12 protein-coding genes are annotated in these 14,128 nt (G+C 37.3%); 4 read left to right on the top strand and 8 right to left on the bottom strand.

The annotated features are described in order from the left end of the window. Window positions 1-251 precede the first annotated feature (251 nt). The 8 genes from V7147_RS12320 to dnaA all read right to left on the bottom strand — a co-directional run bounded on the left by V7147_RS12320 (window position 252) and on the right by dnaA (window position 10,654). Window positions 252-1,319 carry an HD-GYP domain-containing protein gene (locus V7147_RS12320; RefSeq protein WP_335368155.1) on the bottom strand — a complete coding sequence of 356 codons (1,068 nt, stop codon included), beginning with the start codon at window positions 1,317-1,319 and terminating at the stop codon, window positions 252-254. A gap of 91 nt (window positions 1,320-1,410) precedes the next feature. Then, on the bottom strand, window positions 1,411-3,936 hold the full coding sequence (gene gyrA / locus V7147_RS12315) for a DNA gyrase subunit A (RefSeq protein ID WP_335368154.1): 2,526 nt from the start codon (window positions 3,934-3,936) through the stop codon (window positions 1,411-1,413). 235 nt (window positions 3,937-4,171) lie between these two features. After that, window positions 4,172-6,094 (bottom strand): DNA topoisomerase (ATP-hydrolyzing) subunit B, encoded by a 1,923-nt coding sequence (gene gyrB / locus V7147_RS12310; protein ID WP_335368153.1) that lies wholly within the window; start codon window positions 6,092-6,094, stop codon window positions 4,172-4,174. 66 nt (window positions 6,095-6,160) lie between these two features. Further along, complete coding sequence (gene remB / locus V7147_RS12305) at window positions 6,161-6,412, bottom strand: extracellular matrix regulator RemB (RefSeq protein WP_335368159.1); 252 nt, start codon at window positions 6,410-6,412, stop codon at window positions 6,161-6,163. 23 nt (window positions 6,413-6,435) lie between these two features. Then, window positions 6,436-7,554, bottom strand: a complete 1,119-nt coding sequence (gene recF / locus V7147_RS12300) for a DNA replication/repair protein RecF (protein ID WP_335368152.1) — start codon at window positions 7,552-7,554, stop codon at window positions 6,436-6,438. A gap of 44 nt (window positions 7,555-7,598) precedes the next feature. Continuing rightward, window positions 7,599-7,817 (bottom strand): S4 domain-containing protein YaaA, encoded by a 219-nt coding sequence (gene yaaA / locus V7147_RS12295; RefSeq protein WP_335368151.1) that lies wholly within the window; start codon window positions 7,815-7,817, stop codon window positions 7,599-7,601. Between the two features lie 98 nt (window positions 7,818-7,915). After that, on the bottom strand, window positions 7,916-9,052 hold the full coding sequence (dnaN, locus tag V7147_RS12290; protein WP_335368150.1) for a DNA polymerase III subunit beta: 1,137 nt from the start codon (window positions 9,050-9,052) through the stop codon (window positions 7,916-7,918). 255 nt (window positions 9,053-9,307) lie between these two features. Next, a complete protein-coding gene (dnaA, locus tag V7147_RS12285; RefSeq protein WP_335368149.1) occupies window positions 9,308-10,654 on the bottom strand; it encodes a chromosomal replication initiator protein DnaA in 1,347 nt (448 codons plus the stop codon). Window positions 10,655-11,784: 1,130 nt separating this feature from the next. On the opposite strand from dnaA, the gene rpmH reads away from it, so the two are divergent. The 4 genes from rpmH (at window position 11,785) to jag (ending at window position 13,874) form a co-directional block, all read left to right on the top strand. Continuing rightward, window positions 11,785-11,919, top strand: coding sequence for a 50S ribosomal protein L34 (gene rpmH / locus V7147_RS12280; RefSeq protein WP_057997955.1), 135 nt, complete (start codon window positions 11,785-11,787; stop codon window positions 11,917-11,919). Between the two features lie 61 nt (window positions 11,920-11,980). Then, the gene (gene rnpA, locus V7147_RS12275; RefSeq protein ID WP_335368148.1) at window positions 11,981-12,328 is read left to right on the top strand and encodes a ribonuclease P protein component; all 348 of its coding nucleotides are present in this window, start codon (window positions 11,981-11,983) and stop codon (window positions 12,326-12,328) included. A 152-nt stretch (window positions 12,329-12,480) separates the two neighbouring features. Then, complete coding sequence (spoIIIJ, locus tag V7147_RS12270; RefSeq protein ID WP_335368147.1) at window positions 12,481-13,257, top strand: YidC family membrane integrase SpoIIIJ; 777 nt, start codon at window positions 12,481-12,483, stop codon at window positions 13,255-13,257. After that, window positions 13,254-13,874 (top strand): RNA-binding cell elongation regulator Jag/EloR, encoded by a 621-nt coding sequence (gene jag, locus V7147_RS12265; RefSeq protein ID WP_335368146.1) that lies wholly within the window; start codon window positions 13,254-13,256, stop codon window positions 13,872-13,874. Before spoIIIJ ends, jag begins: the two co-directional genes overlap by 4 nt. Window positions 13,875-14,128 lie beyond the last annotated feature (254 nt).

Below are 14,128 nucleotides of genomic sequence, written 5' to 3'. Positions count from 1 at the left end.
TTTGTTACCTTTGATTAAACGTTGACGCTTGTATTATGTTTAGTTTTCAAAGAACTTTGCCGTCGCCCTCAAGCGACTTTATTAATATATCATATTATCATAAATGAAGTCAATTACTTTTTTAAAATAATAATTAGCTTCGGTATGACCTTAGAAGTTTAATCTGAAATAACCTGAAAATCAACTATTTGTTTTCAAATATTATTCACTTTCGCTTCTCCAAAAAATAAAACCTCCACATTTGGAGGTAATTAGATGATCTCTTCTATAAAAATTTCTCGGTAGTTTTTTAAATCTAGAAATTCACTTTCGCTAATTTTTAGTAATGGTCTTGTCGGTTGAGATTTATCTATAAACACGATCTCCCCAGATTGGCCATTTGAAAGCTTTATTCTTGTTCCGATTGAAATGTTTCCAACTCCATTTGTTAGTGCCTCTACTACTTTCATGTCAAATTTACCAAACGATTCCCTTCTGATTTCCTCGAGGGCCCTGAAAGGGGATTGGCGGTTACTATAGGGTCTTTCTAGGGTCATCGCCGAGTACACATCAGCTACTGCAACGATTTTACTGAATGGATGTAGTTTTTCCCCCGTTACCCCTAGTACATAGCCCGTTCCATCCACTCGTTCATGATGTTGGAAGACTGCTAATTTTACGCTATCTTTTATAAGAGGTATCTTTTCAATCATTCGATAGCTGTATAAAGGATGTTTTTTAACATTATTGTATTCAGCTAATGTTAGTGATGAATTCTTTAATAGAATTTTAGGATCTATTTTAGACATTCCACAGTCACTTAGTAGTCCCGCTATGGCTAAATGATTGCAATCACCTTCACTATATTTTAGCTTTTTCCCTAAATAGCCTGAAAGCAAGCCTAACATAACAGAGTGATGGTAGATATAGTCTTCTCGATTTGTATATCTGTGTAAAGAGAAGAGTTCTTTTGGTAGTTTAAGTATTCTTTTAAATAGGGGGATAATAATTTGGCGAACTTTGGAGATTTCGACAAGCGCACCTGCCTGCCAACTCTTAAACAATTGCTTGTATTCCACTACAGACTTAAGATAATCCTCCACGATTGTGTTTTCTTTTTCCACAACTTCAATTTCTTCTACTTGCTCAGTGGGGGTGAAGGGCTCACCATTGATTAAAAATGATTCAACCTGCACATCTTTTACTAAAAATACTTGAAGAACGTGAATATGTTCATTTGTTAAAACTGTTTTTTTAGGAATGATGGGTGTATTGGTTAAGGACAAGATGTCATTTGATAGAATACATCCTTCTTTAAGTTGGCTTATCATCACACGCATTTTTTTCCGCCCTCGTCTTTCATTTGAATACTAGAACCATTTTACCAAAAAAAGAGAAATACTGCACTGCAGCATTTCTCTTTTAGGAAGTTTATTCAGTATCGTCTTCTGTATCTTGTTGATCTTCAGTTGGTGTTTCTTCAACTGTTTCATCAACTGCTTCTTCCGAATCAACCTCAGGTTCTTCTTCTTCTTTCTCAACGACCGCAACTGTTGCTACAAGTCCATTTTCATCTAAACGGATGAGTTTAACCCCTTGAGTTGTACGGCCAATTTGCGAGATGTCACTAATTGACATTCTGATTAGAACACCATCAGCAGTAATAAGCATAAGGTCACTTTCCACTGTTACAGCCTTAACTGCAATAACCTTACCATTCTTTTCTGTGATATTAACTGTTTTGAGTCCCTTACCACCACGGCTTTGGATTCGGTATTCACTTGCTGGAGTACGCTTTCCATAGCCTAGTTCAGTAACGATTAGAACATCTAGGTTGTCTTCTAGTATTTCCATTCCTACTACTTCGTCGCCTTCGGATAGGTTAATTCCTTTAACCCCAGCGGCCGTACGACCCATAGACCTTACATCTGACTCTGGGAAGCGTATGAGCATTCCATCCTTCGTTCCAATGATCATGTCCTTTGTGCCATCTGTTAGACGAACAGAAATAAGTTCATCACCTTCATGAAGTCCTACAGCGATTAATCCACCTTTTCGAATGTTCGCAAAGGATGATAGTGGAGTACGTTTTGAAATACCTTTTCTCGTTGTAAAGAATAGGAACCAATCGTCGACAAGTTCAGAAACTGGAATAATCGCGTTGATCCATTCTTCTTTATCAATTTCTAGCAGGTTGATAATCGGAATTCCTTTTGCTGTTCTACTAAATTCAGGAATTTCATAACCTTTTAGACGATAGACTTTCCCTTTATTTGTGAAGAACAGAATCGTATCATGGGTAGACGTTGATAAAAGTTGTTCAACGAAATCATCTTCATTTGTTCCCATTCCTTGGATTCCTCGACCACCACGTTTTTGACTGCGGTATGTTGAAACTGGAAGACGTTTTATATACCCTTTGTTTGTGAGAGTCAAAATGATGTTCTCTCTTGGGATTAAATCTTCGTCTTCAATCATCTCTAGTCCACCAGCTAGAATTTCAGTACGTCTTTTATCGTTAAAGCGTTCCTTTACTTCTAGTAGCTCTTCTCTAATTATTTCTAGTACTTTTTCTTCGTCTGCTAGAATTGCTTTTAATTCTGCGATTAATGCTACAAGCTCTTGATATTCTGCCTCAATCTTGTCGCGTTCTAATCCTGTTAAACGCTGCAAGCGCATATCCAAAATGGCTTGGGCTTGTTTTTCGGATAAATTAAATCTAGTCATTAAGCCTTCGCGAGCAATATCCGTATTTTGAGAGCCACGAATTAACGTAATAATTTCGTCAATGTGATCTAACGCAATACGTAAACCCTCTAAAATATGAGCTCTTGCTTCAGCTTTTCGAAGTTCAAATGCTGTTCTTCGTTTTATGACAACGACTTGATGGTCTAAGTAATATTGTAAGCATTGCTTTAAATTAAGAACCCTTGGATGCCCATTCACGAGGGCAAGCATGTTGACTCCAAACGTTGTTTGCAGGGCAGTATGCTTATATAAATTATTTAAAAGAACATTGGCATTGGCATCTCTTCTCACTTCCATCACGATTCTCATCCCATTTCGGTCTGATTCGTCACGAAGGTCCGTTATACCGTCAATTTTTTTATCACGAACTAATTCAGCAATTTTTTCGATTAACTTCGCTTTGTTTACTTGGTATGGAAGTTCTGTAACGAGAATAACTTCCTTACCATTTTTCATTTCTTCAATTTCAACTTTTGCGCGTAAGGTAATGGAGCCCTTTCCAGTTTCATAGGCTTTTCTAATTCCACTTCTACCGAGAATATGGCCGGCAGTAGGGAAGTCTGGACCTGGAATAATATCCATCAACTCAGCAATTGTCATCTCAGGGTCTTTACTGATTGCTAGTACACCATCAATAACTTCACCTAATTGATGCGGTGGGATATTTGTCGCCATACCAACTGCAATTCCCGCTGACCCGTTTACTAAAAGGTTCGGGAATCGGGCAGGGAGAACGGCCGGTTCTCTTTCTGAACCGTCGTAGTTATCCTGGTAATCAATGGTGTCCTTGTTTATATCGCGTAATAGCTCCATCGATATTTTGGACATACGTGCTTCCGTATAACGCATCGCTGCTGCTGCATCTCCATCGACAGAACCAAAGTTTCCATGGCCATCAACGAGCATATAACGGTAGTTAAAATTCTGTGCCATACGAACCATCGTATCATAAACGGCAGAGTCACCATGTGGGTGGTATTTACCAATTACTTCACCTACGATACGCGCTGATTTCTTATAGGCTTTATCAGACGTCATACCTAAGTCATTCATAGCATATAAAATCCGGCGGTGAACCGGCTTTAAACCATCACGAACGTCTGGTAAGGCACGTGACACAATAACACTCATCGCATAATCTAAAAATGATGTTTTCATCTCTTGGCTGATATTAATTTCATGAATATGCGAATTTTGACTTTCAGACATAAAAAGAAACCTCCCTTATCAGGGGTATAAAATAAATTTGGATTCTTATTTTAACCCATTCATATATGTAACCAAAACACAGGATAGTATCGAAAAGCGTAAGGCACCTGTCTATCGGCGATAAACATAAGACGAGCGCTGACAGAAGGTGCATTTCACCTTCCGAAGCGATTGGCTTATGACCCGAACCGATGGTGCCTGGAGCTAGACATCAAAACTATCCTGCAAAAAGTAATTAAACGTCCAAGTTTTTCACGTACTGTGCGTTCTCTTCAATGAAATTACGTCTAGGTTCAACTTTGTCACCCATTAACATTTCAAAGGTTTCGTCTGCATCAATCGCATCTTGAAGGGTAACCTGTAGCATCGTACGGTTGCTTGGGTCCATTGTCGTTTCCCAAAGTTGCTCAGGATTCATTTCTCCAAGACCTTTGTATCGTTGGATACCAGGCTTCGGATTACTTGGCAATTCAGCTAAATATTTCTCTAGTTCACGGTCATCATATGCATATTCAATACGTTTACCTTGTTGAATTTTATATAACGGCGGCTGAGCAATATAGATGAATCCATGTTCGATAATTTTGCGCATAAAACGATAAAAGAACGTTAATAATAAAGTTCGAATATGCGCACCGTCAACGTCAGCATCAGTCATGATGACGACTTTATGATAACGTGCTTTTGTAATATCAAAATCTTCTCCAATACCCGTTCCTAGTGCAGTGATCATAGCCCGTACTTCGTTATTGGATAAAATTCTGTCTAGTCTTGCCTTTTCCACGTTAAGAATTTTCCCTCGAAGTGGCAGGATTGCTTGAAAGTGACGGTCACGACCTTGCTTTGCAGATCCACCCGCTGAGTCACCCTCTACGATATAAAGCTCACTAATGGAAGGGTCCTTCGATGAGCAGTCAGCAAGCTTTCCTGGTAAGCTTGAAATCTCTAACGCACTTTTCCTTCTTGTTAATTCACGTGCTTTTTTTGCAGCCATTCGTGCCCTTGCTGCCATTGTTCCTTTGTCGACAATTTTTCGAGCCACTGATGGATTTTCTAATAAAAATGCCTCAAACTTCTCAGAAAACACTGATTCAGTTACCGTTCTTGCTTCACTGTTTCCGAGCTTTGTTTTTGTTTGTCCCTCAAATTGCGGGTCTGGATGCTTAACAGAAATGATGGCGGTAAGCCCTTCACGTACATCGTCACCTGTTAAATTGGCATCATTGTCTTTAAAAATATTATTTTTACGTGCATAATCATTGATAATTCGCGTTAAAGCTGTTTTAAATCCTGATTCATGTGTTCCACCTTCATAGGTGTGAATGTTGTTTGCGAATGAATAAATATTACTTGTATAGCTATCATTATACTGAAGGGCGATCTCTACTGCGATTCCTTCCCTTTCACCTTCAACATACACTGGCTCTTCATGAACCACATCTTTTGTACGGTTAAGGTGTTCTACGTAAGATTTGATTCCACCTTCATAATGGTATTCTCTACGCTTGTTTTCTTCGCGTTTATCTTCAATTGTGATTTTCACACCTCTTGTTAAGAAGGCAAGCTCACGAAGACGGGTAGAAAGTGTATCAAATTCATATTCTAGTGTTTCAGTAAAGATTTCACCATCTGGCTTAAAATGGGTTATTGTACCAGTATGATCTGTTTCACCAACCACTTTTAATTCAGATACAACGTGACCACGTTCAAATGAAATATAATGGATTTTACCATCACGGTGTACGTACACCTCTAGACTCGTGGAAAGGGCGTTAACAACAGATGCACCAACCCCGTGCAGTCCACCAGAAACCTTGTAACCACCGCCATCAAATTTCCCTCCGGCATGAAGCACTGTCATGATTACTTCAACAGCTGGACGACCCATTTTCTCCTGTATTCCGACTGGAATTCCACGTCCATTGTCTTTTACGGTAATACTATTATCTTCTTCGATGATGACATTAATCTCATCACAATAACCAGCTAATGCTTCATCAATACTATTGTCGACAATTTCCCATACTAAATGGTGAAGCCCCTTACCAGATGTTGTACCAATATACATACCTGGACGCTTTCTTACGGCTTCTAAACCTTCCAAAACCTGAATTTGACTCTCATCATATTCTTGTTGTTGCAATTCTTTTTCTTCCATTGCCACCAATATCACCTACACTTTATAGTAACGAATAGACTACGTACTTCGAGTCATTCTTCATCCTTATACTTCTTCCAAAATTGTTTCAAAATCGGATACATGCTGTGATCGTTTTTTTAATGTACTAGAGGATAATGGCGAAAAATATACTTTATCTACCGTTACCACAACTGATTTTGTATTTCCATTAGACAATTCTATCACTTTGTCTTTTTGTACATCTAAAAATTCATTGACGATAGAGGAGGATTTTAAAAGCTGACGATCTATTATCGTAATGACATCTGATGAACGAACCATTACATTGTCTCCCAAATGTATGAACAAACTTCATCACCTCATTTAAGCTTTTTTATAACTCCTGCAGACACCGCGTAAGTTGCCGCCTGCTTCAATGTATCATGATTGATTCCCTCTACGCTTGTTGTTGTGACAAAGGTTTGCACTTTGCCTTGAATTGTATTTAATAAATGGGACTGTCTAAAGTCATCCAGTTCCGAAAGAACATCATCTAATAAGAGTATGGGGTATTCCCCAATTTCCGAGTGAATTAATTCTATTTCTGCTAGCTTCAACGATAGGGCTGTTGTACGCTGCTGGCCTTGGGATCCGAAGGTTTGAACATCCTTTCCATTCACAAAAAATGCAAGGTCATCCCGATGTGGCCCCGCTAATGTTACGCCTCTTTCAATTTCCCTCTCTCTTATTTTAGCAAATTTTTCGTCGAATATATCTACCATTTTCGACAAATCAGCGGTTTCTAATACCTCAATCGACGGTTTATATTCAATTTGAAGCGTTTCGAGCCCTCTGCTGATTCCATGATGGATAGGTTCAGCCCATTTCTGTAATAAGATGAGAAATTCAAAGCGTTTTTTGACTATTTTCACTGCTGCTTGAATTAACTGTGAGGTTAATACATCAAGCATCGTCTGATCACGCTGCTTTTTAGTCTGAAGTTGCTTTAAATAATGATTCCGCTGATGGAGGATCTTTTGATATTGGCTTAAGTCATGTAAATAAACAGCCGAAACTTGACCAATTTCCATATCAATAAATCGTCTTCTCACCTGTGGGCTTCCCTTAACAAGATTTAAATCTTCAGGGGCAAACATGACCACGTTCATATTTCCAACATACTGGCTCAGCTTTTGCTGTTCCAAATGATTACTTTTTGCCTTTTTACCCTTTTTAGAAACCACAAGCTGTAGGGTGAGGGGACCGTTCCTTTTTTGAACCCTACCCTCTATTTTAGCATATTCTTCATCCCAGCGAATCAATTCTTTATCATTTGACGTACGATGTGATTTTGCCATCGCTAAAACATAGATGGATTCCATCACATTTGTTTTGCCCTGTGCATTTTCACCTAAAATGACGTTGACTTTATCTTCGAATTGAATGGATATTTTTTCATAGTTTCGGTAATTTGTTAGTTCTATTTCCTCAATAAACAAATGGATTCACCCTTTGCGTACAAGCGCGAGGGGGGACCCCAGCGCTACGCATTTGATATGACAAACGTTCCAAAGCCAGGAATGTCTACTTCATCCTTTTTTACTAGCTTTTTTCCACGGCGATTTTCTAGCTCTCCATTTACATAGACTTCATGTTCACTAAGAAACCACTTAGCCATTCCACCCGTTTGGATGACATCCGCAAGCTTTAAAAACTGTCCTAATGTGATAAAGTCTGTCGAAATTTCTACTTTTTTTGCCATTTTTTCGCCTTCTTTCTTTTATTTTACTAAAGAAACCACAACTAGAAAAGAAAACTACTAGGTTTTTATCGCCTAGTAGTTCAAATTTTATTCACAAATTAGTACGTGCGTACTGGAAGAATCAAGTGAAGAACTGTTTCGTCATCAAGTGCTTTAATAACGAATGGTCTCATAGCTCCGCTAAAGCTAATTCGAATTTCGGAGTTTTCTAGTGCCTTTAATGCATCCATCATATATTTTGCACTAAAAGAAATCTTTAATTCTTCACCTTCGATTGATTTACTTTGTATTTCCTCGTTTACCTTTCCGATTTCAGGAGATGTGGATGAAATTTCGACAACACCATCAGGTAAAGTCGTAAATTTCACGACATTATTATTTGCTTCTCTTGCAAGTAGGGAAGCACGATCAATGGATTGTAAAAATTCTTTTGTTGCTAAAATAATCTCCGTTTTACTTTCGGAAGGGATTAATCTAGACGTATCTGGGTAGCTGCCATCTAATAAACGGGAGAAGAACAATAAATGTTTTGTTTTAAATAGCACCTGGTTTTCAGTTATGACGATATCTACTAAATCTGTTGTATCATCTAGAATTTTACTTAATTCATTTAAGCTTTTACCTGGAATAACAGCACTATAAGATCCTTCGCTCTCTGTTTCAATCGTTGCAGTTCGCATTGCGAGTCGGTGGCTGTCTGTCGCAATACATTGTAGTGCATTATTTTCAACCTTCCAGTTTACACCGGTTAAAATAGGGCGAGTTTCAGATGTTGATACGGCAAATACCGTTTGTCGTATCATATTTTTTAATAGATCTGCTGGAATTTTAAATCCTTGATTACCTTCAATTTGCGGTAATTGTGGATATTCATCCGCATCAAGACCATTTAAATTAAATTCAGCTTTTCCTGAACGAATAATAGTGAGTAAGTTGGATTGAACTTCAATTTCAACAGTATCCTTAGGAAGCTTTTTAACAATTTCACTAAAGAAACGTGCCTGTAAAACAATGCTTCCAGATTCTTTAATTTCGACAATTTCATCTCCAGCTTCTTCTGTAGGAATAAAGGATTCAATGGAAACATCAGAATCACTACCTGTAAGTGTTACCCCTTCATTTGTTCCTACAATTTTTATTCCAGTTAAGATCGGAATGGTTGTTCTTGAAGATACAGCTTTCATTACATCTTGAACACTTCGAACAAGATAGTCTCTTTGAATGATAAATTTCATCAAAAATCCTCCTAAAGATAGTTCTATTTTTGATTTCATGCGAATACATTTGTAAGTTATATATATATTTTTTTTAAAAGAAAAACCGTAGAAGTACTAGTAGGTCCTGTGGATATGTGGATAACCGCCATAAAGCAAATCAAAACAGCCTATCCACATGTGGACAGACTGTGTGCAACAACAAAGAAGTTATTCACAGTATTCACGTTACAAGTACTTGTCCAAAATAAAAGATGAAACATTACTTTTTATATCTTAGCCCTTTAATTGGGTAATGATTTCATTTATTTGTTTTTGTAATTGTGTGTCTGATGTTAATAGGTTTGTGATTTTCTCGTGAGCATGAATAACGGTTGTATGGTCACGTCCTCCAAATTCCTCACCAATTTTAGGAAGTGAGTTATCTGTCATTTCCCTAGAAAGATACATCGCAATTTGGCGAGGGAAGGCAATCGATTTTGTACGTTTTTTCGCCTTAAAATCCTCAAGTTTAATATTATAATGCTGTCCAACGACCTTTTGAATCTCAAAAATGGTAATCACTTTTGGTTTGGAACTTGGAATGATATCTTTTAAAGCTTCTGCAGCAAGGTCCGCATTTATGTCCTTATTAATTAAAGATGAATAGGCAACGATACGAATAAGCGCACCCTCAAGCTCACGAATATTCGTGTTGATTTGGTTCGCAATATAAAGCATCACTTCATTTGGAATATCAAGTCCCTCTGCCTTTGCCTTTTTGCGTAAAATCGCAATCCTTGTCTCTAGATCTGGAGGAGTAATATCTGTTATCAATCCCCATTCAAAGCGGGAACGAAGCCTATCTTCTAAGGTTGGAATTTCCTTCGGCGGTCTATCACTCGAAATGACAATTTGCTTACCTTCTTCATGCAAGGTATTAAATGTATGGAAAAATTCTTCTTGTGTTGATTCTTTTCCGGCTATGAACTGAATATCATCTATAAGTAAGATGTCGACACTTCGGTATTTGTTTCGAAATTCAACAGCTTTATTATCTCGAATGGAGTTAATGAATTCATTTGTAAATTTCTCTGATGAGAGATAGACGACTTTAGCATTCGGATTATGCTCTTGTACATAATGGCCAATCGAATGCATCAAATGGGTTTTACCTAAACCAACGCCACCATATAGAAAGAGTGGGTTATAGGCTTTTGCTGGTGCTTCTGCAACGGCTAAAGATGCAGCATGTGCAAAGCGATTACCAGATCCAATGACAAATGTGTCAAAAGTATATTTTTGATTTAGCATGTTTTGAGAGTGTTCAGCTGGTTCATCTTGTTTTGTAGCTTTTTTCTCAGGTGTTTTTAAATCGAATTCTTCATCAAGTTGATTTTGAGGAATAATAAATTTGATTCCTAGTTCTGCACCGGTTAAATCATAAATTGTTTCAGCAATTAGATGCAGATATCTAGATTCTAGCCAATCTCTAGCAAACTCATTAGGAGCCGTAATGATAAGTGTATCTTTTTGTAGGGCATGTGCTTTTGTTGATTTAAGCCATGTTTCAAAGCTAGGTTTGCTTAGTTTCTTCTCAATCTCCTGGAGTGCTTTTGCCCATAAATCTGCAATATTCTCCAACAATATCCCTCCTTTGTAACGGATTTCTATTTAGTCTGATGAATCAAATGTATAAAAATAAGTCTTTATGCAGTGATTTTTCTTATAACGAATAAGGTTTTATAAATATACATTCTTGGTAATTTGTGAATAACTATATAATATAGTAGAAAAACATCTTTTCGACATAATCCACCGATTGTGGACAAGTTATCATTCACAATGTTAGAAAATCTATCCACAAGATATCCACATTCTGTGGATAAAAGAAAAATGTTAATAACTTATTACGAGTGAAAACAAAACTATAATATCAGATAATGACTAGATAATCAATGGTTTTTGAAAACTTATCCACATAATCTATACCTTGTGGAAAATAATTATCCACAACACAAGATGATGTGTAAAACATGTCGATAAATGTTGTGGATTAAAAAAAATGTCGAAAAAAGTTGTCCACAACTAAGAAAAGCTGAAACGCCTTGCTCAGAAATGAGGAAACTGGAGGCTCTGACTCAGAGGTGCCTTTTACCTCTGTAGAAGGAGACGAAGTTTCTCGAATTTCTAGGCGTTGAAGCTAGACAACATAGAAAAGTGGAAGCGACTCGCCCAGAAACGAGGAAATTGGCCGACTTAGATCGCCACGTCCTGTGGCTAAGTCGGCACTAGCACTTCCTGTGCGTCGGAAGCTCTGACAAAGAGGCGTTCTTTGCCTCTGCCAGAGGAGATGAAGTTTCTCGAGTTTCTAGCCGCTGCAACAAAAGAAGGAAAAAATTTGGTTTATGAGTAAAATTTGAGGGGAGTATGTAAAGATCTCGACTTACTTTTATCTAAATTATCATTTTCTATCCAGAATATAGTATTTCAAATAAGGTTGACATCTTTTATGGGTTTTCACTATAATTAGTAAGACTGTCTGATGTTTAACTTTATTCAGCAGAAATCCTTACTTCTTTAAGTGGAGGATGAATGCAAAGAGAGTATATAATTCAGTGGGGGTTCAAACCCTGGCTGAATAAAGTTAAAGCCTCCGGCGGATGCCACAGATTTTTAGAGGAAACTTTTCGAGCACACTCGAAAAAATCTGGGCGCAAATACGCCAAGTCGTATTTGATTTTGAGAGTTAATTCCTCAGGGAGGTGTCATATATGAAAAGAACATATCAACCAAGCAAACGTAAGCACAGCAAAGTTCACGGATTCCGTAGTCGTATGAGCTCTAAAAACGGACGTAAAGTTCTTGCTCGTCGTCGTCAAAAAGGAAGAAAAGTATTATCAGCATAGGCCACTGAAAGCTCAGTGGTCTTTTTTTCTAAAAGGACATGCCGTACGGGAGTTGTAAGGAATGAAAAAAGAATACCGTATAAAAAACAACCAAGATTTTCAAACGGTGTTTAAATCAGGGAAATCTTCAGCCAATCGGCAATTTATAGTCTACGTCTACAATAGGGAAGAACTAGAGCATTTCCGCATTGGCTTATCTGTAAGTAAAAAAATTGGAAACGCTGTTACTAGGAATCGTATTAAACGGTTGATTCGTCAATTTTTCCTTGAGCACAAAGAACTGGTACAAATTAAGGATTATGTGATCATTGCCAGGAAGCCTGTTGCCGAGATGAGCTATGAAGAAGTAAAGAAAAGCTTGCTTCATGTCTTAAAGGTGGCAAAAGTGTTAAAAAAGGTCCCAAAATAGTTGACTTTTTTCAAAGGAAAGAAAGAAATTTTCATATAAAGATGGTAGAATACAAGGGTACATATTGATTTTTTCTTCGAATGAATATGTTTTAAAATATATACGAGATACATATTTACCTTTAGGATATTTAGAACTAGGAGGAAAAGTAGTTGAAAAGGCGAATATTATTAATAAGTGCGCTAATAGGATTGATTCTACTATTATCAGGGTGTGCCCAGATTAATGATCCGATTACCGCAGAAAGTACAGGATTTTGGAACAAGTACTTTGTTTATCCATTATCTTGGCTCATTACTTATTTTGCTGAGCTATTTGGAAATGCAAACTACGGTTTAGCAATTATTATTGTTACCCTTATAATTCGTTTTGCTTTATTGCCTTTAATGATCAAACAAACAAAGAGTTCAAAAGCAATGCAAGCAATTCAACCTGAGCTAAAGTCACTTCGTGAAAAATACAGCTCAAAAGACCAAGCAACACAACAAAAACTACAACAAGAAACGATGCAGCTTTTCCAAAAGCATGGTGTCAATCCATTAGCAGGATGTTTCCCATTATTGATTCAAATGCCAATCTTAATTGGTTTCTACCATGCAATTATGAGAACAAGTGAAATTGCAAATCACAACTTTTTGTGGTTTGACTTAGGTGAATCAGATCCATATTATATACTACCTTTAGTTGCTGGTGTAACAACATTTATCCAGCAGAAAATTACAATGATGGGTATGGAAAACAATCCGCAAATGGCAATGATGCTATGGTTAATGCCAATCATGATCGTTGTCTTTGCAATCAGCTTCCCAGCGGCCTTATCTTTATACTGGGTAGTAGGTAATATCTTTATGATTGTTCAAACATATTTAATTAAAGGTCCAGATATTAGAGCTGCACAATCTGGAAAAGCGGGAGGAGCGAAAAAGTGAAACAGGTAACTGCTACAGGGCAAACCGTCGATGAAGCAGTAGAATCAGCTTTAGCTCAACTTAACACAACAAGAGACCGCACCGATATTCAAGTCATCGATGAAGGTAAAAAAGGGATATTTGGGATTTTTGGAACAAAGCCAGCTGTTGTAAAAGTAACCGTGAAAATTGATCCAGTCGAAGAAGCACAGAAATTCTTAGAAAATGTCGTTTCAACAATGGGTGTTCCAGCGACTTTGGATGTTACACGAAATGGAAAGAATGTTACATTCCAATTATCAGGTGAAAAAATGGCCGTTTTAATTGGAAAAAGAGGCCAAACCTTAAATTCACTTCAGTATTTAACACAACTTGTTGCGAATCGATTTTCAGATCATTATTTGAACATTGTGGTGGATGCCGAAAACTATCGAGGCCGTCGTGAAGAAACGTTGATTCTACTAGCGGAAAGACTTGCTGATAAAGTAAATCGAACAAAGCAAGATGTAAAATTAGAACCAATGCCATCATACGAGCGAAAGGTCATTCATACAGCACTTGCGAATCAGAAAAAGGTAAAAACATCTTCCAGTGGTTCAGATCCAAATCGACATATCGTAATTTCACCAGCAGAATAACATGTATAAAAAACCTAGGCGATTGCCTAGGTTTTTTTGTACACTTTTTTTAAAAAAACTAGATCTGTACCGAACGTTTTAAAGAACAGATTGTTATAATACAGAATTTCCGATTATTTGTTGCGTGCTAGTAAGTTCTTCAATATTGTTATTCACATGTGGATAAGATAAAATGGAGTGTGGTTTATTTTAAGAAAACATGGATTTGTTTTCTTGTGGATAAATAGGTAATACTAGTTAAAAAGATATTCACA

The sequence above is a fragment of the Bacillus sp. JJ1521 genome, assembly GCF_036965165.1.
Taxonomy (GTDB): domain Bacteria; phylum Bacillota; class Bacilli; order Bacillales; family Bacillaceae_L; genus Ferdinandcohnia.
The sequence above is the reverse complement of the archived record's forward strand: the minus strand, read 5'-3'. Positions and strand labels throughout refer to the sequence as shown.

What these genes read in the sequence shown, in the direction of transcription:
- V7147_RS12320 (WP_335368155.1), bottom strand. Translation starts at nt 1,319, where the DNA reads ATGCGTGTGATGATAAGCCAACTTAAAGAAGGATGTATTCTATCAAAT.
- gyrA (WP_335368154.1), bottom strand. Translation starts at nt 3,936, where the DNA reads ATGTCTGAAAGTCAAAATTCGCATATTCATGAAATTAATATCAGCCAA.
- gyrB (WP_335368153.1), bottom strand. Translation starts at nt 6,094, where the DNA reads ATGGAAGAAAAAGAATTGCAACAACAAGAATATGATGAGAGTCAAATT.
- yaaA (WP_335368151.1), bottom strand. Translation starts at nt 7,817, where the DNA reads ATGGCAAAAAAAGTAGAAATTTCGACAGACTTTATCACATTAGGACAG.
- dnaN (WP_335368150.1), bottom strand. Translation starts at nt 9,052, where the DNA reads ATGAAATTTATCATTCAAAGAGACTATCTTGTTCGAAGTGTTCAAGAT.
- rpmH (WP_057997955.1), top strand. Translation starts at nt 11,785, where the DNA reads ATGAAAAGAACATATCAACCAAGCAAACGTAAGCACAGCAAAGTTCAC.
- rnpA (WP_335368148.1), top strand. Translation starts at nt 11,981, where the DNA reads ATGAAAAAAGAATACCGTATAAAAAACAACCAAGATTTTCAAACGGTG.